We start from the raw sequence: 20,003 nt of genomic DNA on the forward strand, positions 1-20,003 counted from the left end.
AATGAAGAAATAGGTACTGAAAGTGTTCCATTTGAATCTGTAATTTGAAGATCATTTCCAACTACTTCAAAAGTTGAATTTACACCTCCCATTGGTATCCAATTTGTACCGTCAAAAATTTTAGTTAAATTATTTGCTGTATCAAACCAAACATCATTTTCTAATGGATTAACTGGAGCTACAGTTGCTGTATATACATTATTATTATTTACATCAACCTTTGTTCCTTTATGATTAATAACAGTTACTTGTTGTGCATTGGTTTTTAAACTAAAAACCATTGCACAAATAACAAGTATTATTAAAGTAGTATTTTTTTTATTTAATATATTAATCATAAAAATGAATTAGATATTGAATTATTATTTTATCCAGTGTACTTCAAAAAAATCACCAGCCATTATTGTCCAGTCTCTGTTAGCTGTAGTTTGAGGAACTAAAGTAACTAATTCTGCAGTAACAGTATAATCTAAACCTGCAACTAATTTAGCTCCATTTCTGTAAACCCAAACTTGACTAGCATTTGCTGGCATTCCTGTTGCTGTAATTGTTGTTTCTGTCCCTGCTGCGTCTAAAGTTTCTTGTCCGCTTGATATTAAATCAGTAGCTAACAATTTTTGAATTTCTCCTGTTTCTTCATTTGTTACTAAAAGTGTATAACCAGTACCTGTACCATCCACAATAGTTGCAGCATCTAAAGTTGTTTCTTCAATTCCAGTAATTCCAAATTCTGCACCAGAAGCATCAATATATGTATTATCCGTTAAGGTACCTCCTAATTGCCATGTTGTTGTTGTAACATCATTTGTTGTATTTACAATTTGAGTGATTCCATTATTAGATTGAAAATACTTAATTGTTCCTTTGTTATCAATAACTCTTACTGCTTCTGCTGTTTTAGCAACATCTGCCGTAGATTGTGCACTAACTACGTTAAATGCTAACATAAATAGAGCGAAAACTCCTAGTTTTAAAATACTTTTTTTCATTTTTAATTGTTTTAACCTGTTTTTAAACTTTATTTTTATTGTTTGTATTTAATATTATATTTTTAATAAAACTGTACTATTCTAATTTCATCGTCTTTATAACAAATAGCTTGAGGTTCTAGCTCAATAGTACTTGTATCAATTGTTGTAAATTTAATTCTCACTCCATTTCTATAAACATCAATATGTTTTGGATTTGTAATTGGAAAAGGTGGTGTGAATTGAATCTGACCTTCAGACGCAATAATTATAATTTCTTCTTCTCTAATTAAATTTGAAGGTTCTATTTTTTTTAAAACTCCTGTTACCTTATCCACTACTACAATTTCATTATTTTCAGTTTCAGTAGTAGTTTCTAATCCCGTAATAGCTAGTGTATTTGTAGCACTTGTTTCTATTACTGTCTCCTTGGTTAATACTCCTCCAAGTTCTATAGTGTTTTCAACTGTTTTTGTTAATCCATTTACCACTGAAATGGTAGTATTTGCTGTATTATTAATCCAATCTGTACCATTAAATGTATAAATATCTCCATTACTTTCATCTACATAAATATCTCCAGCATCTGGATTTAAATTTATTTGAGAACTAGGATCACCTGAACCACTTTTAGGGTTTGAATTTAATGGTATCCAATTATTTCCATCCCAAACACTTGTAATATCTCTAGAGTTTGACGTGTTTACCCATATATCTCCAACATTATTAGTTAGTGGTGATGTAGTTGAAGTTGTTACTTTAGTTCCTTCACTACATAAACTTTTCCACATAGTACCTTCAAACATAAATATGCACTTCTCATCTATATTGTAAACTAAAGCTCCATACAATGGCTGAATTGCTTCCATCTCAACATTAGTAAGCCTACTTAATACTAATACTTTATCAGAACTCTCTAACTCTAATAAAGAATTAGAATCTATTTGAGATGGATTATCACCTACCTTTACTTGAGCAAAGGCAGTTAAACTAATAACGGATAATAATAAAAATACTAAATACTTCAATTCTTTTATTTTATAATTCTAAATATTAATGCAAATGTAATCTAACTAATTGTTCTGCTTCTTTAATTTTCGTTCAAGTATAAATTTACTATAGACGAATGGTAAACAATTGCCGATAAACGACATGTATAATCGGCTTACAAAATTTAGACACATTAAAAATTAAAAGGTCACTTTAATTTTTTTTAGGTGTAGTTGGATTAAAACCAAAATCTTCATCTGGCAAATCAATTCCTAATTGTGAAATTACATAACCAACACTAGCAAAATGGTGAATAGCATGGCTATGTGCTTGAATTAAAACAGAAGCTATTGTATAATTTGCAGTTACAACGCCTTCTCCTAAATCATCAGTTACTTGTATAATTTCATTCAAATCATGATTTTCAATACTTTCTAATTTAGATATAATTGATTTAAAATATTGAATTCCTTCAGCTGTTTTATTTTCAACCAACGTATTTCTTTTTCTTTTTATTAGATTTACGTTAGAAGCTTGTAAACCTTCAAAAATACAATCAAAAACATCTAAAATATGGCGAGTATGACCACCAATACTAGAGTAATAAGGTGCTATTGTAGTATTACTATATTCTTCATCAGAAATATTTTCTAATAATTTAATTCCACGAGTTAAGTTTTTTTCAATAGCCTGAAGCATTCTAAAGTAATTTTTTGAAATGTAAATATATATATTTTTAAACCAATAATTTATACAATGTTGATATTCCTAAAACTAGAAAAAGTCCACTTAAAATGTAGTTAATATTTTTGGCTATAAATGCTATTCTTGTTGATATAAAATTTGCAAATGCAATATAGGTTGAGAATAATAAAAAAGCACCTAAACTTGCTCCAAAAACAAACAAAAGTATATACGGTTGCTCTATTATTATTTTCCCTTCAGAAGCTAAAAAAATACTTACTGCCAAATAAAATGGTATAGCTAACATATTTATAAGTGACATACCAATTCCCTTCAAAAAATAACGATTCTTATCTTTTTCTTTTAACGAATTAATTTTTCTTTTAGCCTGAACAAAGAAAACAATAGCTAACAAAAAGAAAACAACTACTCCTGCTATTTTTAAATAAGAAACAATTTGAGGGTTTTGAACAAAATAATCAGCAAAAAACAATGCAATGCCTGATTGAATAAAAACAATTAATGATGCTCCAAAAGCAAATAACAATCCTTGTTTTCTACCTTTATTTAAGCTTATTTTTAACGATGCCATATTAATCATTCCAGGTGAAATAAAACCAATATAAGACATTAGTATACCGTAAAAAACATGTAATAAATAAATCATTAATATAAATTTTTGCCTAAAATAAATTATTTTACTAACAACTTAAGACGTATTGTTGTAACTTAAATTACATTTACAATTAAAGTATTGTAGTACTACACAAAAATTAAAAATTATTTTACTGTAAAATACTTATTTTATTTTTTCAAATATTTTGAAAATAAAATACCTAAATCTTCTGAAAGCTTTAAACTTTTTACTAAAAACAAATAAATTACAATTAACAAAACACTTTTAACTATAATACTTATGTAAGGATTTGTAGTAAAATCTAGAAAATTAAAAGCTAAATATAATAATCCTATTATACCAATCAATTTTAGAGTTTCTATTGTAAATGGTTGAATTTTTAATTTTGAATTTACATATACTATTTTTACAATACTAAATGCAAACACTACAATTAAAGTAGCTAAAGCTGCTCCGTTAATTCCTATAAATTTTATAAGCCAATGGTTTAGTAAAATAACACTAACTGCCATTGCTATTGATACATAAAAAAAGATTTTATAATACTTTGAGTTTACTAATATTGCATTTCCCGTTCCCATAGCTAATTCCATTAGTTTAGCTGCTGAAATAATTAATACAACCAATACACCTTGTGTAAATTGAGCTTTATTTATTATTGCATACAACTCTGAAATATTTAAATTTATTAGTAAAAAAAATAAGCCTCCAACTATTAATAAATTTATTGAAGATTGCTTGTATAATTTTTCAACTTCACCAATATTATTTTCATTCATATCTTTTGCTGTTATTGGCGTTGTAATTTGCTGCATAGCTCTATTTGGTATTCCAACTACACTAGCAATATAAACTCCAACAGAATAATAGGCTACTTGAGCAATTTGCTCCATTTGAGGAATCATAAATTTGTCTATTTCTAATAAAATTCCTCCTGCTGAACCTGCAATAATTATATAGAATGAAAACGAAATTATTTCTTTAATGTTTGACGGAATTTTAAATGCTATTTTAGGCATATAAACATAAAATGCGTACAACTTCATAATAATGGTTCTTAAAGCATATACCAGAACTACTGCATAAATAAACTCCTCATTAGTTAACCATTTTAGGTAAACGGCTATTAACAAAAATGTAACACAAATACGTGCAAAAACTTCTTTTACAAAGTTTCCAAAAACTGATTGAAATTGAACTTTTGTCCATGCGTAAAACACTTCAAAATAACCCATAAAAATTGCAACAAAAAATATTAACCATGTATATTTTTCAATTAAAATATTCTCTCTTGAGAGCCACGCTGAAATTTGCTCATAAGTAAAAACCCCAATTATAGCCAATGGAATAATTACTATTAAAGGAATTATTGCTGTAGACAACAAAAAACTATCTTTTTCTGATTTAGTTTTATATGATGAATAAAACTTTACAACTGTATGTTGCATACCAAACACCAATAATGGCAATAAAATATTTGCTGTTGACAATAAAAATGTGATTAAGCCAAAATAATCTTCATGTAAAAAATGAGTGTATAAAAACAGAACATTTATACCGCCAATAAAAAAACCTAGAAAAAGGATTAAGGTATTTAAAAACGACTGCTTTAATACAACTCCCATTAGCAAATATTTAGCAGTTCTAAATATACTTCCTCTCCTACATTTTCACCATAAAGTTTTATGTTGAATTTTTTAGAAGATTGAGTAAACTCTCTAAAAGCTTTTAACATTTCAATTTGATTGCTCTTTATAATTTTAGCAAAACCATTTTCCACTAATTCTACCCATTCTGTTTCATCACGCGCAATAATGCAATGTTTTTTATTAAAAAAAGCTTCTTTTTGTAAACCTCCACTATCGGTAACAACCAAATTACAATTTTTTAACAATTCTAACATATCAAAATAACCAACCGGATCTATTGTTTTTATATTGAAATTTAATTTATTTTTTTTCAATATAGCTTTGGTTCTTGGGTGTAAAGGAAGTACTACTTTTTTCTCTTTTGAAATTTGTTCTAAACCTTTAAAAATTGAAGTTAGTTTCTCAATATCATCCGTATTTTCTTGACGATGAATGGTTGCTAAAACAAATTCGTTTTTGGTTAAATCTAAATCTGAAATAATAGTAGATTTCTCTTTTGAAGTTTTACTATAAAACTCAACAGCATCTTTCATAATATCACCACATTGCACAATTTTAGCATTGAAATTTTTAAAACCTTCATTTTTTAAATTTTCAACAGCAACACTTGTAGGACAGAGTAATACATCTGAAATTCTATCGGTTAAAATCCTATTAATTTCTTCAGGCATTTTTGTGTTAAACGACCTTAAACCTGCCTCTACATGAGCAACCTTTATATGCAGTTTTTTTGCAGCCAAAGCACCAGCTAAAGTTGAATTAGTATCTCCAAAAACTACAACTACATTCGGTTTTTCTATTACTAATACTTCTTCTATTTTCTCCAACATTTGCCCAGTCATAGCACCATGACTTAAACCATTAATATTTAAATTATATTTAGGTTTTGGAATTTCCATTTCTTCAAAAAAAACAGTACTCATATTGGCATCATAATGTTGACCCGTATGAATTATAACCTCTTCTATTTCTGCATGTTTTTTTATAACTCTACTTAAAACAGCAGCTTTTACAAATTGAGGTCTTGCGCCTAAAATGGTAACTATTTTTTTCATTCAGATAACTGATAAATTAGTTCAGAAACTTTTTTAGTTAATTGTTTTCTATGGTATTGTTCAATATTTTTCGAATTCACTTTTAATTCTCTTTTTTTATATTGACTATACAAATCTAGTATTTTTTGCTTCAACATAACTTTATCTTCAAAAGCTATAACAGTACCGGCATTTGTTTTACGTAAAATTGAAGCTAAATCTCCATTGGTTGGTGCAATAGCTAAAATTGGTCTTTTAGCAATTAAATATTCAAATATTTTACCTGTAATAATTCCCTTTGCGCTTGGAACATTGTTAACTATCAACAACAAAGCTTGAGATTTTTTTTGATATTCAATAACCTTGTTGTGTGAAACATAATTGATTAATTCTACATTTTCTTGAAGTTCAAATTTATCAATTCCAGCAATAACTGTTACATCAACTTTTCCAATAAGTTTTAGTTTAAAATCTTTAGCAAAACCCCTGTTTTCTGTTACCAATTCCGAAATAGCTTCCCATAACATTTTAGGATTTCTATCAGCATTCATTAATCCAATATGCGTAAGCGTAAAATTTGAATCTAATGCTACTTTTTCATCTTCAAATTCAGAATCATAACCATTAGTTATAGTTACAACATTATTATTTATTTTACTGAAATTAATTTTCATTGTGTCTCCAACAACTAAAACTTTATCTGCTTTTTTCAACACTTCCGTTTCTAACAAAAAATGTTTTTCTTTAGCTTTTTTAGTGAGTGGCAATTGATGAAAATAATCTATCTCTGTCCATGGATCTCTAAAATCTGCAATCCATTTACAATTCAATTCTTTTTTTAATTTTAATCCAATTAAATGAACACTGTGTGGAGGACCGGTAGTAATTATTGTATCTATTTTGTTTACTAAAAGATATTTTTTTAAATATTTTACTGAAGGGTGTATCCAAAATTTTCGAGCATCAGGTATAAAATAATTTGCGCGAATGTATTGTATAATTCTTCCAAAAAAAGTAGGATTCGAATTCAAAAAACCAGCGCTTTCTGTTTTCTTTTTACCAAAAAAATTTAATACATTATTAGGCTCAAATATAGGTTGCTTTAAAACTTCAATTTCTTTAGGAATGTCTTTCTCTAATGAATTATCAACTATTGGATAACTTGGATTTTGAACTGTATAAATAACTGGCTCTATTCCAAAATTACGAAAGTACTTTACAAATTTCAACCAACGTTGAACTCCAGAACCACCAGCTGGCGGCCAATAATATGTGAGTATTAGCACTTTTTTCATGTAGCTAAATTACAATATAATTCTATCAATTTTTCTGAAGTTTTTTCCCAATAAAAATCTTCGTTTACAAATCTTTTTCCATTTGCTCCCATTTGTTTACAAAGCTGTTTATTTTGGTACATTTCAATAATTTTAACTGCAAAATCTTTTTCGTCTTCTGCTCTATGAACCAAACCTGCTTTGATTTTTTTAACTAGATTTTTTTGAGCTGTTGCATTACTAACCAATAATGGTTTTTTTAAACTCATATATTGAAACAACTTGTTAGCATACGCAACATCGTGTTGTATATTTCTGTTTAACGGAGAAATACAAATAGAACTTGCTTTTATATATGATGGAAATAAGCTTACATTTTGCCAACCTTCAAAATCTACATATTTTTCAATATTTAATTTTTTGACTTCATTTTTTAAAATAGAATCGTCTGAATTTTTTCCAACAATCACTAATTTTAAATTCTCTATTTCATCTTTTAAATATGGAATTGCTCTAATTACGGTTAATAAACCTCTTCTTAAACCTGTATCTCCTACATATAGAATTACAAAACTATTCTCGAATTTATTTATAATTGAACTTTCAAATTTAGCTTCATTATAAAACGATTTATGAATGGTGTTTGGAACTAACACAATTTTATCTCTTGCTATTTTTGTCCTTTCAATTACTTCCTCTACAAATTCTTGTGAAACCGTAATTACTTTATTTACTTTTTTTATGAATTCCTCTTCTTTCTGCTTCCATTTTTTTGGAGAAATTAACTGTTTTCCTGGAAATTTCTGCAAATGCGGATAATATTTTATAATTTCGGGCATATTATCGTGTAAATCTAATACCATTGGTAAATTAAATTTATTGGCTTTTATGGCTGCTTCAGCAATTTGAATATCGTGAATATGAATAAATTCTATATGTTTATTTTTAAGAAAATGCTGAATTTTTCGCTTCATAATAAAAGAATAAAAAGGAAACGAATAAACAAGTGCGGAAAGCTTGTAATTTAATTTGTTGGATTTATATCTAACAACATTAATACCTTTATAGTTTTCTTCTAAAGGTTGGTTTTTATATGTTAAACAGAATAAATAAACGTCAAATCCATTGTTAACCAAAGAAATTGCTTCATTTTCAACTCTAGGATCAGGAGGAAATGTTTTATCTAAAATCATTCCTATTTTTCTCATACAAAAACTAATTGCAAATTAAATCTTAAACCTACTGAATTACAAAAGGTTATATAACTCTAAATTCTAAAGCAATATATTGATAAATTCTGAATTAAGGTACATAAAAAAGACGCTTAAATGCGCCTTCTTTAACTTTTTCAGTAATTTCCCTCGGTAAGTTTAACAAACCGAGTATAAAGGTAAAAAAAAATATAATATCAACAAGTCAATACAATAAAGACATTACATTTTTTTATAAACGTACTACTTTTGGTACTGAACTTATAGGTTTGTTTTTTTCTTCTTTTTAATAAAAAACCAACCAAACGGAATAATTAAGAAAAGAGCATACGAAATTAATGTTATTGTATTTCCTGTGCTTATAACTGTTGGTTCAAACTTAAATTCTATAGTATGATTGCCTTTTGGAATTTCCATACCTCTCAACACATAATTTACTTGATAATGTGGCTTTAATTCTCCATCTATATATGCATTCCAACCATTTTTATAATAAATATCAGAAAAAACTGCAAACTGTTTTTTAGAAGCTGCACTTTTATAAGTCAATTTATTTGCACTATAATTTGTTAACTTTATTACAGCAGTAGAATCCAATTCATAATTTTTAGCAATGTTACTAGAAATTGAATTTGAATTAATTATTGCAACTTTTTTTGTATTAGTACTATCTAAAGCTTTTATTTCTTGGTTAGCATTAGAAACTAACTTAAGTTCTTCTACAAACCATACATTTCCATTTGCTGAAGTATTTAAATCATACGTTTTTTCTCCTTTTTCGTTTGAAGAAATAATATATTTAGTATTTAACATATTAAATACTTCTGGATTACCTTTTGCTAAATGAAAATTATAAAGTTCTTGATATCTTCTTGGTTTTGCTGCATGATAACCTCCTAACGATTTATGAAAGTAAGATGTTGTTCCATCTGCCATTAAATCTTTTGTTAAATCTGCAACACGATAATAACTTTTATCTTTTAATATTTCTTTATCAATTGCTGAAGCTACAAATGGCTTATCAACTTTTCTAGCTGAAACAAAATTGCTATCATTTACATAACGTTTATCAACATCAACTAAATCAAATAAAATAGTTGCTCCAATAATTCCAATTAGTAGAATAGGTTTTAATTTTCCTTTTATATAAAAGAAAACACTTCCAGCTGCAACTAAAACAATAATTAACGTTCGTAAACTATCCTCAAAAAATAAGCTTTTTCTATCAGTAGTAATCGCGTCTAAATAACCCGGTAATTGTTCATTAATTTGATTATCTAAAGGTGTTTCAAAAGCAAAGAAACTGCTACCGCCAATTACAAACAACAATGCTAAACCACCAACAATATAAACAGTGTTTTTAAGCGCTTTTAATTTAACTTCATTAGAAATTTCTTTCTTTAATAATTCATTTAAACCTAAAATTGCTAATAAAGGAATGGTAACTTCTGCTATTACTTGTATTGAAGAAACAGCTCTAAACTTGTTATATAATGGAATATATTCTATAAAAAAGTTAGTTAACCATTCTAAATTATGTCCCCAACTCATTAAAATAGAGAAAGTAGTTGCACCAACTAACCAATATTTTAATTTTCCTTTTACAAGAAATATAGCTAATACAAATAAAAATATAAATAAAGCTCCTATATAAGCTGGTGCAGCAACAATTGGTTGTTCACCCCAATACATAGAAGAAATTTGCATAATATAATTTGCATCGTTTGGTTGTAGACCTTTATTTACTGATTGTTGTAAAAAACTTTGCAACTCACTATCTTTTATTTCTTCATAGCGTGTTCCTCCCATAAAACGAGGAATAAACAAGTTAAATGTTTCTAATTTTCCATAACTATATTCTGTAATATAATCTTTAGATAACCCTTCAGCAGGTACTTTTTCTTTACCATCTGGTGTTATGGTTAACTCACTTTTACCTCTAATACTTTGTTTTGCATATTCTTGTGTAGCCATTAAACTAGTGGCATTTACACCAACGCCTAAAATTACGGCTACAATTAATACTGAAATGCTTTTTATAAAATGTGGAAATTCTTTCTTTTTATACGTTTCAATTAATTGAACAACACCAAAAATTAGGACTAAAAACAGTAAATAGTACGTCATTTGAATATGACTTGCTCCTATTTCCAAAGCCATTGCCAAAGCTGTTAATACAAAACCTACCAAATATTTACGCTGAAAAACAAGTAATATTCCAGACAAAACTAACGGCATATACGCTATTGCATGTGCTTTTGCATTGTGTCCTACTCCTAAAATTATGATTAAATAGGTGGAAAGACCAAAACCTAACGATCCAACTATTGCCAACTTCCACTCTACTTTTAAAACCATTAAAAGCACAAAAAAGCTTAAAAAATATAAAAACAAATAATCTGCTGGACGCGGTAAAAAACGAATTAATTTATCTAATTTCTTTATATAATCATTCGGGTAATAAGCGCTCACTACATACGAAGGCATTCCACCAAAAGTTGCATTTGTCCAATAAGGTTCTTGGTTATTTGCTTTTCTATAATCAACAATTTCTTTAGACGAACCAATAAATTGAGTAATATCGCTTTGTTGAATTTTTTTTCCTTCTAAAACTGGAGAAAAATAAATAACTGAAACTAAAACAAATACAATAATTGCTACACTATAAGGTAACAACTTATTTAATGAAATTTTCATAAAAATTAATCGTTTATTTCTTCGTAATCAACATAATCTCCAACACTTTTATTACTTTCTTTTGAAGTTGGTGCTTTTTTAGCTATTACTGTTTCACCTACTTCACCTTGTGTGTTACTAGATTGTTGCTGTTCTTGTTGCTTCCTAATTTTTTCTTCCATATTGTTCACTACTTTCTTCAAAAAAATAGGTGCAATATATCTGCTAAAAAATTTAAATATATAGTATATTATAATAAGTATTGCTATGGTTTTTAATAACCCTATCATAAGCCTTTCATTTTAAATATTTTCAAAAATAACAATTTGAGATTAACCAAAACGTTTAATTATTTAAAATCTTATATTTGAAAATCTATTTTATACAACTATGAAAAAAGTTTTAGTATCAATTTTCCTTGTTTTCACTTCATTTTTAATGAATGCACAGTACACTGAAATTATAAATTCCAAACGTCCAGGTTTTTCAGAAAGCCCATATAGTGTTGGAACAGATGTTATGCAATTTGAAACAGGGCTTTATTATAGAGATCAAAACAAAAACCAACTAGATGTTAGTTCAAAAACAATTGGTGGTGAGTTATTTTTTAGATATGGTAAATTTTTAGAAAAATTAGAATTTAATGCTAAAATAGCCTATCAGAGAGACAAAGTTCAAAACTCTTTTAACCTACCTTATAAAGGTAGTGGAATAAGTGAACTTACCATTGGAGCAAAATATTTAATCTATCAACAAGAATACATAGATAAATCTAAAGAAATTAGAAGTTGGAAACGTAAATTTTCCTTTGATAAAAAACGCTTAATTCCAAGTGTTGGTGTGTATGCAGGTGTGAACACAAATTTTTTAGGAAATGATTACGAAGATCCGGATGGTATTAGTTTTAAAGGTGCAATTTTACTTCAAAATGATTTAACGGATAGATTTGTGGTTTTAACTAATTTAATTGCAGATAATATTACTTCTGATAATAATTACTATAAATATATTATTACAGCTACATATGCCATAAGTAATAAATGGTCTTTTTTTATTGAAAACCAAACACGTTATCAAAAATCACATAAACCAAAAGTAAATAATGGAGCTGGTTTAGCGTATTTATTTAATAAAAATTTACAACTAGATGCATCTATAAGAACCAACTTTTTCGCAGATTACTCTTATACATATTCATCTATTGGAGCTTCATGGCGATTAGATAAACATTCTGATGAAGTTATAAGAAAGAGCTCTGTTGCAAAACCACTTTATTCAAAAAAATATAGTCGTAAAAAAAGAGGAAATATATTTTCAAGAATTTTTAAAAAGAAAAACTAATTAATGATTACCCTTAAAGAATTAACCACTCAAAAGGAACTAAAACAGTTTGTAAAATTTCCTTTCAAACTCTATAAAAACAATAAATATTGGGTTCCACCAATTATTAATGATGAACTTGAATCGTTTGATAAAAACAAAAATCCTGTTTTTCAACATGCAACCGCACGTTATTTTATTGCTTTGAAAAATAATGAAATAGTTGGTAGAGTTGCAGCTATTATAAATTATACTGAAATTAATGAACAGAAACTAAACAAAATGCGTTTTGGCTGGTTCGATTTTATTGACGATTTAGAAGTTTCTAAAATGTTGTTGAGCAAAGTTGAAGAAATTGGGCATCAAAACAAATTAGAGTTTATGGAAGGTCCCGTTGGTTTTTCTAATTTAGATAAAGTTGGAGTTTTAACTGAAGGTTTTGACCATATTGGAACTATGGTTACGTGGTACAACTATCCATACTACAAAAAGCACTATGAAAAGTTAGGATTTAAAGTTGAAAAAGAATATTTAGAAAATAAATTTCCGTTTAAAAATGTAAAATCTGAACCTTTACAAAGAGTTTGTAATGTACTTGAAAAAAGATATGAATTAACGCCTTTAAACTTTACAAAAACAAAAGACATAATGCCTTATGTAGACCAAATGTTCGATTTGTTTAATACAAGTTATGCCTCATTACCATCTTTTGTACCTATTTCATCAGTGGAAATTGAATATTTTAAAAAGAAATATCTCTCATTTATCAATCCTGAATATATAAAATTTGTAATTGATAAAAATAATAAAATGGTTGCCTTTGCAATTACAATGCCTTCATTTTCAAAAGCTTTACAAAAAGCAAATGGAAAATTATTACCATTTGGATTGTTCCATTTATTAAAAGCTAAAAAAAATAGTAAGGATGCCATTTTTTACTTAATTGGAGTTCACCCAAAAATTCAAGGAAAAGGAATTCATGCAATTATTTTTAATGAATATCAGAAATCATTTGAAAAAATTGGAATAGAAACTTGTATTAGAACTCCTGAATTAGCAAGCAATAAAGCCATTGCCGCAGTGTGGAAAAACTTTGAACCTGTTACATTTAAAAGAAGATGTACTTATAAAAAAGATATTTAAATGCAATTATTTTTTAATCCTGAAATAAATTCATCAACAAAACAATTTACGTTCGATAAAATTGAAAGCAGACATATTGTTCGTGTACTTCGAAAAAAAGAAGGTGATACTATTTTTATTACCAATGGTTTAGGAGAATTATTTACATCTGAAGTTATTATTCCAAACGATAAAAAATGTGTGGTTTCAATTAGTTCTTCAGAAAAAAAAATAAAACCCTGGAACTACTATTTACACATAGCAATTGCACCAACCAAATTAAACGATAGATTTGAGTGGTTTTTAGAAAAAGCAACAGAAATTGGTATTGATGAAATTACTCCAATAATCTGCGACCATTCTGAACGTAAAATTTTAAAGTTAGAACGAATGGAGAAAATTATTAATTCTGCAGCAAAACAATCGTTAAAATTTCATTTTCCAAAACTAAACAAACCTATAAAATTTTCTGAATTCATAAATCAAAAAATTGAAGGCCAACTTTTTATTGCACATTGTGAAGAAACAGAAAAAAAATTATTAAAAACCGAATTAAAACCTAACACTAAAACCACTGTTTTAATTGGACCTGAAGGTGACTTTTCACTCAAAGAAATTACTCAAAGTTTGGAACATACGTTTATTCCTGTATCTTTGGGAGAAAGCCGCTTACGTACAGAAACAGCTGGAATTATAGCAACACATAGCGTAGCTTTTGTTAACCAATAAATAAATGAAATTTACTTTTAATCAAAAATTTAAAGCAGTTGTAATTATACTTTGCCTTATACATTTAAACATATTTTCGCAACAAGTTGCAATTTTAAAATACAACGGTGGTGGAGATTGGTATGCAAACCCTACAGCTGTTCCAAATTTAATAGAATTCAGCAACAATTCAATTCAAACAACTATAAAACCAAATCCAGAAACAGTAGAAGTTGGAAGTATAGATATTTACAATTATCCAATTATTTTTGTTACAGGTCATGGTAATGTTTTATTTTCTGATGATGAAGCTGAAAACTTAAGAAACTATTTAATTTCTGGAGGATTTTTACATATTTCAGATAATTATGGCTTGGATAAATTTATACGCAGAGAATTAAAAAAAGTATTTCCTGAAGCCGAATTTCAAGAAATTCCATACAATCACCCAATATTTCATCAAACATTTAATTTTGAAAAAGGTGTTCCAAAAATTCATGAACACGATAATAAACCACCTCAAGGATTTGGTATTTTTTATGAAGGAAGATTGGTTTGTTTTTACGATTATGAGAGCGATTTAAGCGATGGCTGGGAAGATGAAGAAGTGCATAACAATAGCCTTGAAACCAGAGAAAAAGCTTTAAAAATGGGAAGCAACATTGTTGAATACGCCTTTAAAAATTAATATGATTGAAAATTTAGATTCGTTAGAAATAAACTTTGATACTGAAGGACTTTGGGTGCTGAATATTACATTGGCAATTATTATGTTTGGTGTTGCTTTAGGTATAAAAATTGAAGATTTTAAAAGGCTATTTCAAAAACCTAAAATATTATTAACAGGTATTACTTCACAATTTATTTTACTTCCGCTAGTCACATTTATTTTTATAAAATTAGTAAATCCAATGCCTAGTATTGCTTTAGGAATGATGATGGTTGCTGCTTGTCCAGGAGGAAACATCTCTAATTTTATGACTCAAATGGCTAAAGGAAATGCGGCACTTTCAGTTAGCTTAACTGCTTTTGCAACATTGGTTAGTTTAGTTATGACTCCTTTTAACCTGCAATTTTATGGAAACTTATACGCTCCAACAGCAGAAATTTTACAAAGAGTTGAATTAAATCCGTGGACTTTAGTAAAATTGGTTTCCTTAATTTTAGGGATTCCATTAATTTTAGGAATGTGGGTTCGACAACGAAAACCTATCTGGGCAAATAAACTTTCAAAAATTCTAAAACCAGTTTCATTAATTATATTTATGCTATTTATAATTATTGCTTTTTACGATAATTTTGATATTTTTATTAACTATATTCATTATGTTTTAATATTAGTTATAGCGCACAATATATTAGCTTTATTAACAGGTTTTTACGCTGCGAAAATTATGAAATTATCCAGAAGAAATCAAAAAACTTTAGCCATTGAAACTGGAATTCAAAACTCTGGACTAGGATTATTATTAATATTTAGTTTTTTTCACGGTTTAGGAGGAATGGCTTTGCTTGTTGCTGCATGGGCTATTTGGGATATTTTTTCAGGATTAGCATTAGCAACATATTGGTCTAAAAAATAAATAGAATGATTAAACACATTTGGTATTATATTATTCAAGGCTATGTGAAAATTGTACTTTTTTTTACACTTAAAAAAGTAAAAGTTTTTGGAAAAGAAAATATTCCAAAAAAAGGAGCTGTTATATTTATTGGAAATCATCAAAACGCTTTAATTGATGCACTTTTAATTCCAACTACAAATAGTAGAAAAACTCATTTTTTAGCACGTGCTGGAGCATTTAAAAATAAGTTTGCTTCTAAAATATTAGCTACGCTAAACATGCATCCTGCTTATAGATTAAGAGATGGTTTACGTAACATGAATAAAAATTTAGATGTATTTAAAAAGTGTGTAAAAATTCTTCATAAAAAAGAAGCTGTTGAAATTTTTGCTGAAGGAGAACATCATTTAGAACGTAAAATTATTCCACTAAAAAAAGGATTTGCTAGAATTTTATTAGCAACGTTGGAGCAACACCCCGATTTAGATATTCAAATTATTCCTGTTGGACTTAATTACGATTCGCATTTAAAGTTTCCTTCTAGCTGTTATTTATACTATGGAAAACCAATAAATGCAAATCAATATTTCGATATTAAAAATCCTGATTTAACTTTTTCTGAAATTTTAAAAGCCGTTTCAAATGCTTTAAAAGAAGTTACTTTGCATATTGAAGATGAAAATCACGATGAAATTATTGAAAAATTAGATGCTGCTGGAGTTGATTATTTAGAGCCTAAAAAAGCATATAAAATACTAGAACTAATAAGAAAAAGAAAACATAAAATTAAAAATAGAAAATCAAAAATTAATTGGTTTTTACCATTTCATTTTTTAGCAAAACTTAATAGTATTATTCCTCTATTAATTTGGAAAAAACTAAAAGGCGGAATTAAAGATGTTATTTTTACTAGTACATTTAGATTTGCTGTAATTGCTACATTATTCCCTATTTTTTATTTAATTCAAGCAGGAATAATTAACTACTTTTTCAATAGCACAATTGCATATGTATATTTATTAATTACAATTTTACTAGGAGTAATTACCACAAAAACAATGGAGGTTAGTAGAAGTTAGAAAAAGTACATTATCGCTAGAAAAACGAAAAAATCTTAACCTAAAACAAGTAGATTACTTAACCTTTTTTTAGTTTCGAAATAACTATACTTTACAGAAAAAATTTAGTTTTTCAATACCTCAAGCTCTACGTTTGCTGTACCTTTTAACATTTTTACAGGCGCTAAAGGAAGTATAGCATCTTGTATAATTTTTTGAATTTCAGTTCTAATATTATATTTAACCAAACCTTTATTATCCATTGTTGGATACACTCTATTTGATAAGAAAACGTATACAATTTCAGTTTCAGGATCTGCCCACATATACGTTCCTGTAAAACCACTGTGTCCAAAACTTTTATCTGAAACACAACCACAAGTTGCTTTTTCTTTTTCTATTAATTGTGGTTTGTCAAAACCTACACCTCTTCTAACACTGTCTTGAGCAAAATACCTATGATTAAATGTATCTATAGTTGTAGATTGAAAATAGTGTTTACCTCCATAATAACCACCTTGCAAATACATTTGCATTATTTTAGCAACATCATTGGCATTTGAAAATAAACCTGCATGACCACCTACTCCACCTTGCATTGCAGCACCCATATCATGTACATAACCTTGCACTAATTGAAAACGGTAATAATCATCTTTTTCAGTAGGAACAATGCTAGATTTATAAAATCTATTTAATGGTAAATAACTTGTTCTATCAGCTCCCAAAGATTTATAAAAATGTTCTTGAGTTAATTCATTTAAATCTTCATTATAGTAATTTTCAAGGTATTTTTTAAATATATAATATGGCAAATCACTGTATTTATATCCTGGTCTTATACGTTGATCAGCTTCTTTTATAATATCAAAAATAGAATCTTTATAATCACTTCTTAAATACAAATTATCAGCTACTTTTATTTTGAAATCTTTAGATTTTTTATTGCTATAATACTCTTCTGAAGGCTTTTTAGTTATACTGTCTAATGTTTTAAAATAAAATGGAATCCAAGCTTTTATTCTTGCTACATGAGAAAGCGATTCTTTCACTGTTAATGTATCTTTATTTGAGTTTTTTAGGTTTGGTAAAAGTTCTCCTAAAGTAGATTCTAAACTTAATTCTCCCTTTTCCTCTAGCTCCATTATTAAAGGTAGTGTTGCTAAAATTTTGGTCATTGAAGCTACATCGTATAGTTTAGAATTATCTACTTTATGCTTCTTTTCATCAGTAAAATAACCAAAACTTTTATTGTAAATTACTTTACCTTTTCTGGCAACTAAAACTTGCATTCCTGGAGCCATTTTCTTTTTTAAAACAACTTTTGCTATACTATCTATTCTTACTAACCCTTTACTATCTAATCCTACTTCTTCTGGAATTGAATAAGCCAATCTTTTTAATGAAGTTGACATTAAACCGTGACCTTCAGAAAACACATTTCTTATGGCAACTGGTAGTTTCCCTTTAGTTTCTATGGCTCCAAAAATCATTTGAGCTGAAATTTCTTTTGATAGCTTACTGTTTTGATAAGACATTACAAGTCCTTCAATGTTTTCAAATGTTTTTATTTGTAACAAACTATAAGGGCTTGCAAATGCATCTAAAATAACAGTTTTTTCACGTGCAATTTCTTGCAACCAAACCAATTCTTCATTTTTAAACTTATAACTTTTCCAGGGGTTAACATTAGATTTATGGTAACCAACAATTACTAAATTATAACTCTCTAATTTTATAAGTAATTCATCTAGATTTTTAGAAGTAATATAATCTACTCTTGTATATTTTTGAAGTGTTTTTAAAAAATCTCCACCATAATCATCACCTAATTTTACATAAGCAATTTTCTTTTTATCTAAATTTTGAATTGGAAAAACTAAATCTTTATTTTTAACCAACGTAATTGAATTTTCAACTAATTTTCTATGTAAAAGTTCGTTTTCAATTTTGTTTAAATCATTTTTTAAATTGGTTAACTCAATTGGTTTATAATTGTTTAAACCAGACCAATATTTAGTTTGTAAAATTTTACGTACAGATTCATCTAAACGCTCTTCTGTTAACTCTCCAGACTCTAGAGCTTCTTTAAATTTAGCAACAGTTTCTGGAATATTTAAAGGCACATCTAACAAATCATTCCCAGCTAATATAGCTGCTAAATTTATTTCTTGTGGCGATGCAAAATTTGCCGATGCTTTCATATTCATAGCATCAGTAATTATTAAGCCTTTAAAACCTAGTTTTTCTTTTAATAAACCTGTAACAATTTTTTTTGATAATGATGAAGGTAAATCACTTGTTGGTTCTAAACTAGGCACGCTTAAATGTGCTACCATAACACCTGCTAAACCTGCTTCAAAATTCTTTTTATATGGATAGAGCTCAACTTCATTTAACCTTTCTTCAGAAAAATCTACAGTTGGTAATGTATGATGAGAATCTGTTGCTGTATCACCGTGACCAGGAAAATGCTTTGCACTTGCCAATACACTTTTACTTTGTAAACCTTTTGTAAATGCTACAGATTTGTTTGCTACATTTATATGATTTTCACCAAAAGAACGATTTCCTATTATTGGATTATCTGGATTTGTATTTACATCTACAACTGGTGCAAAATTCATATGAATTCCTAATCTATTACAATGCTCACCAACACTTTTACCAAACTCTTCTATTAATTTATCATCTCTAATGGCACCTAAAGTCATATTCCAAGGATAACGATAGGTGTTTTTCAACCTCATATTTAATCCCCATTCTCCATCTATACCAATTAGCATTGGAACTTTTGAAATAGACTGATAATAATTTGTTAATTGAGCTTGTTTTACCGGATCATCTTGAAAAAAAATAAGTGCTCCAATATGGTACTGTTCTATTAAATTAGTTATAAACTGTTTGTGCTTCTCATCTTTATTAGAATAGGCAGCAACCATAAATAATTGACCTATTTTTTCTTCAACAGTCATTTTACTCATCAAAGTATCAACCCATTTAACTTGTGCTAATGAATCTATAGTTTGCAAAGGATTAACAGATTGCGCTTTTAATAAAAGGCAACACAATAGCGCAACTGAAAGTAGTATTTTTTTAATCATTTA

The 20,003-nt window shown here is 27.8% G+C and carries 18 protein-coding genes; 6 read left to right on the top strand and 12 right to left on the bottom strand.

Annotated elements, in window-relative coordinates:
- From R3X25_RS00005 to R3X25_RS00055, 11 genes are all read right to left on the bottom strand, one after another.
- On the bottom strand, window positions 1-338 hold a 338-nt coding region (locus R3X25_RS00005; protein ID WP_317670561.1), incomplete at its 3' end, for a hypothetical protein.
- Window positions 339-362: 24 nt separating this feature from the next.
- Window positions 363-989, bottom strand: a complete 627-nt coding sequence (locus R3X25_RS00010; RefSeq protein WP_317670563.1) for a hypothetical protein — start codon at window positions 987-989, stop codon at window positions 363-365.
- A gap of 62 nt (window positions 990-1,051) precedes the next feature.
- The gene (locus R3X25_RS00015) at window positions 1,052-1,996 is read right to left on the bottom strand and encodes a hypothetical protein (RefSeq protein ID WP_317670565.1); all 945 of its coding nucleotides are present in this window, start codon (window positions 1,994-1,996) and stop codon (window positions 1,052-1,054) included.
- A 175-nt stretch (window positions 1,997-2,171) separates the two neighbouring features.
- Window positions 2,172-2,657, bottom strand: a complete 486-nt coding sequence (locus tag R3X25_RS00020) for a DinB family protein (protein WP_317670567.1) — start codon at window positions 2,655-2,657, stop codon at window positions 2,172-2,174.
- 37 nt (window positions 2,658-2,694) lie between these two features.
- Window positions 2,695-3,309 carry a LysE family translocator gene (locus R3X25_RS00025; protein ID WP_317670569.1) on the bottom strand — a complete coding sequence of 205 codons (615 nt, stop codon included), beginning with the start codon at window positions 3,307-3,309 and terminating at the stop codon, window positions 2,695-2,697.
- A 137-nt stretch (window positions 3,310-3,446) separates the two neighbouring features.
- Entirely contained in the window at window positions 3,447-4,904 is a 1,458-nt protein-coding gene (locus R3X25_RS00030; RefSeq protein WP_317670570.1) for an oligosaccharide flippase family protein, read from the bottom strand.
- Window positions 4,904-5,983, bottom strand: coding sequence for a non-hydrolyzing UDP-N-acetylglucosamine 2-epimerase (gene wecB / locus R3X25_RS00035; protein ID WP_317670572.1), 1,080 nt, complete (start codon window positions 5,981-5,983; stop codon window positions 4,904-4,906). The genes R3X25_RS00030 and wecB overlap by 1 nt, the downstream gene beginning before the upstream one ends.
- On the bottom strand, window positions 5,980-7,257 hold the full coding sequence (locus tag R3X25_RS00040; protein ID WP_317670574.1) for a glycosyltransferase: 1,278 nt from the start codon (window positions 7,255-7,257) through the stop codon (window positions 5,980-5,982). Before R3X25_RS00040 ends, wecB begins: the two co-directional genes overlap by 4 nt.
- Entirely contained in the window at window positions 7,254-8,444 is a 1,191-nt protein-coding gene (locus R3X25_RS00045; protein ID WP_317670576.1) for a glycosyltransferase family 4 protein, read from the bottom strand. The genes R3X25_RS00040 and R3X25_RS00045 overlap by 4 nt, the downstream gene beginning before the upstream one ends.
- Before the next feature lie 264 nt (window positions 8,445-8,708).
- Window positions 8,709-11,144 carry a YfhO family protein gene (locus R3X25_RS00050; RefSeq protein ID WP_317670578.1) on the bottom strand — a complete coding sequence of 812 codons (2,436 nt, stop codon included), beginning with the start codon at window positions 11,142-11,144 and terminating at the stop codon, window positions 8,709-8,711.
- A gap of 5 nt (window positions 11,145-11,149) precedes the next feature.
- Window positions 11,150-11,305 carry a hypothetical protein gene (locus R3X25_RS00055; RefSeq protein ID WP_317670580.1) on the bottom strand — a complete coding sequence of 52 codons (156 nt, stop codon included), beginning with the start codon at window positions 11,303-11,305 and terminating at the stop codon, window positions 11,150-11,152.
- 208 nt (window positions 11,306-11,513) lie between these two features.
- Between R3X25_RS00055 and R3X25_RS00060 the strand changes: the two genes are divergently transcribed.
- From R3X25_RS00060 to R3X25_RS00085, 6 genes are read left to right on the top strand one after another with little or no spacing between them, the layout of a single operon-like run.
- Window positions 11,514-12,464: a transporter gene (locus tag R3X25_RS00060; RefSeq protein ID WP_317670582.1), complete on the top strand. Its 951-nt coding sequence runs from the start codon at window positions 11,514-11,516 to the stop codon at window positions 12,462-12,464.
- Window positions 12,465-12,467: 3 nt separating this feature from the next.
- On the top strand, window positions 12,468-13,586 hold the full coding sequence (locus R3X25_RS00065) for a GTP cyclohydrolase (protein ID WP_317670584.1): 1,119 nt from the start codon (window positions 12,468-12,470) through the stop codon (window positions 13,584-13,586).
- On the top strand, window positions 13,587-14,294 hold the full coding sequence (locus R3X25_RS00070; protein ID WP_317670586.1) for a 16S rRNA (uracil(1498)-N(3))-methyltransferase: 708 nt from the start codon (window positions 13,587-13,589) through the stop codon (window positions 14,292-14,294).
- Window positions 14,295-14,298: 4 nt separating this feature from the next.
- On the top strand, window positions 14,299-14,961 hold the full coding sequence (locus R3X25_RS00075) for a DUF4159 domain-containing protein (RefSeq protein ID WP_317670588.1): 663 nt from the start codon (window positions 14,299-14,301) through the stop codon (window positions 14,959-14,961).
- A 1-nt stretch (window position 14,962) separates the two neighbouring features.
- The gene (locus R3X25_RS00080; protein WP_317670590.1) at window positions 14,963-15,856 is read left to right on the top strand and encodes a bile acid:sodium symporter family protein; all 894 of its coding nucleotides are present in this window, start codon (window positions 14,963-14,965) and stop codon (window positions 15,854-15,856) included.
- Window positions 15,857-15,861: 5 nt separating this feature from the next.
- Window positions 15,862-16,917, top strand: a complete 1,056-nt coding sequence (locus R3X25_RS00085; RefSeq protein WP_317670592.1) for a lysophospholipid acyltransferase family protein — start codon at window positions 15,862-15,864, stop codon at window positions 16,915-16,917.
- A 104-nt stretch (window positions 16,918-17,021) separates the two neighbouring features.
- Here the strand turns inward: R3X25_RS00085 and R3X25_RS00090 are convergent, their stop codons facing one another.
- Window positions 17,022-20,000: a glycoside hydrolase family 3 N-terminal domain-containing protein gene (locus tag R3X25_RS00090; protein ID WP_317670594.1), complete on the bottom strand. Its 2,979-nt coding sequence runs from the start codon at window positions 19,998-20,000 to the stop codon at window positions 17,022-17,024.
- Between the last annotated feature and the right edge of the window lie 3 nt (window positions 20,001-20,003).

It is taken from the genome of Lutibacter sp. TH_r2, assembly GCF_033101135.1.
Lineage (GTDB): Bacteria > Bacteroidota > Bacteroidia > Flavobacteriales > Flavobacteriaceae > Lutibacter.

What these genes read in the sequence shown, in the direction of transcription:
- R3X25_RS00010 (WP_317670563.1), bottom strand. Translation starts at nt 989, where the DNA reads ATGAAAAAAAGTATTTTAAAACTAGGAGTTTTCGCTCTATTTATGTTA.
- R3X25_RS00020 (WP_317670567.1), bottom strand. Translation starts at nt 2,657, where the DNA reads ATGCTTCAGGCTATTGAAAAAAACTTAACTCGTGGAATTAAATTATTA.
- R3X25_RS00025 (WP_317670569.1), bottom strand. Translation starts at nt 3,309, where the DNA reads ATGATTTATTTATTACATGTTTTTTACGGTATACTAATGTCTTATATT.
- R3X25_RS00030 (WP_317670570.1), bottom strand. Translation starts at nt 4,904, where the DNA reads ATGGGAGTTGTATTAAAGCAGTCGTTTTTAAATACCTTAATCCTTTTT.
- wecB (WP_317670572.1), bottom strand. Translation starts at nt 5,983, where the DNA reads ATGAAAAAAATAGTTACCATTTTAGGCGCAAGACCTCAATTTGTAAAA.
- R3X25_RS00040 (WP_317670574.1), bottom strand. Translation starts at nt 7,257, where the DNA reads ATGAAAAAAGTGCTAATACTCACATATTATTGGCCGCCAGCTGGTGGT.
- R3X25_RS00045 (WP_317670576.1), bottom strand. Translation starts at nt 8,444, where the DNA reads ATGAGAAAAATAGGAATGATTTTAGATAAAACATTTCCTCCTGATCCT.
- R3X25_RS00050 (WP_317670578.1), bottom strand. Translation starts at nt 11,144, where the DNA reads ATGAAAATTTCATTAAATAAGTTGTTACCTTATAGTGTAGCAATTATT.
- R3X25_RS00055 (WP_317670580.1), bottom strand. Translation starts at nt 11,305, where the DNA reads ATGGAAGAAAAAATTAGGAAGCAACAAGAACAGCAACAATCTAGTAAC.
- R3X25_RS00060 (WP_317670582.1), top strand. Translation starts at nt 11,514, where the DNA reads ATGAAAAAAGTTTTAGTATCAATTTTCCTTGTTTTCACTTCATTTTTA.
- R3X25_RS00065 (WP_317670584.1), top strand. Translation starts at nt 12,468, where the DNA reads ATGATTACCCTTAAAGAATTAACCACTCAAAAGGAACTAAAACAGTTT.
- R3X25_RS00070 (WP_317670586.1), top strand. Translation starts at nt 13,587, where the DNA reads ATGCAATTATTTTTTAATCCTGAAATAAATTCATCAACAAAACAATTT.
- R3X25_RS00075 (WP_317670588.1), top strand. Translation starts at nt 14,299, where the DNA reads ATGAAATTTACTTTTAATCAAAAATTTAAAGCAGTTGTAATTATACTT.
- R3X25_RS00080 (WP_317670590.1), top strand. Translation starts at nt 14,963, where the DNA reads ATGATTGAAAATTTAGATTCGTTAGAAATAAACTTTGATACTGAAGGA.
- R3X25_RS00085 (WP_317670592.1), top strand. Translation starts at nt 15,862, where the DNA reads ATGATTAAACACATTTGGTATTATATTATTCAAGGCTATGTGAAAATT.
- R3X25_RS00090 (WP_317670594.1), bottom strand. Translation starts at nt 20,000, where the DNA reads ATGATTAAAAAAATACTACTTTCAGTTGCGCTATTGTGTTGCCTTTTA.